General features: G+C 47.8%; 2 protein-coding genes. Both read right to left on the reverse strand.

Annotation, left to right across the window (positions count from 1 at the left end; all coding sequences use genetic code 11):
* A partial coding sequence (fliR, locus tag R7040_RS25335; RefSeq protein ID WP_318097400.1) for a flagellar biosynthetic protein FliR occupies positions 1-710 on the reverse strand: 710 nt, incomplete at its 3' end.
* A gap of 8 nt (positions 711-718) precedes the next feature.
* On the reverse strand, positions 719-889 hold a 171-nt coding region (locus R7040_RS25340; RefSeq protein ID WP_318097401.1), incomplete at its 5' end, for a flagellar biosynthetic protein FliQ.

Genomic DNA, 889 nt, shown 5'->3' on the forward strand with positions numbered 1-889 from the left:
AGACCAGCCAAGATGTACCAACAAATCAATAGACCCACCATCAACGCAAATGCAAAACCGAGCGAGAAAATGTTCAGCTGAGGCGCGGCACGCGTCATTACACCAAACGACAGGTTGATAGTAAGCAGCGCGATGATGCCAGATAGCGACATACTCAGAGCGGTTTTGAACATAATGCCAAGCCAACCCGCCATATCACGAAAATCCACCGCGGTAAGCGTGCCCGACCCTATCGGTAGGGTTTTAAAGCTGAAGACCACCAGTTGCAGCATTTTTAAGTGACCATCGGTTGCGAGGAAAAACATGGTGGTCAAGAACATGAACAATTGACCGAGCAATGGCGTGTTCTGACCATTGGCAGGATCGACCATCGACGCAAAACCCAAGCTCGATTGCATACCAAGGATTTGCCCGAGCAACACAAACGTTTGGATCATAAATTGCGTCACCATGCCCATCGCGACGCCAATGATCATCTGCTCTGCGATGGTCATAAAACCACGAAATGAGAGCAATTGAATGTCTTGCGGAACAGCAGGAATAGCAGGCATCACGGCAAAAGTAATCGCAAGGCCGAGATACAAACGAATACGAGGAGAAACAAAGCGAGCGCCAGTAACGGTCATCACCATCAACATCGACGAGATACGAACGTACGGCCAAAAATAATTGGCTATCCAGTCTAAGATGATTTGAGTGGGATACTCCATACCAGCCTCTAGTACAGAACCTGAGGCAAGCGCTCAATCAAGCCGAAGAAATATTCCATCAGCATTTGCGTCATCCAGTGACCAAACAGCATCAAAGCTAACAAAGTCACGATCAAACGAGGTAAGAAGCTTAATGTCTGTTCGTTAATTGACGTCGCGGCTTGAAAAATCGCCACGAC

The sequence above is a fragment of the Vibrio sp. 1069 genome (assembly GCF_033340555.1).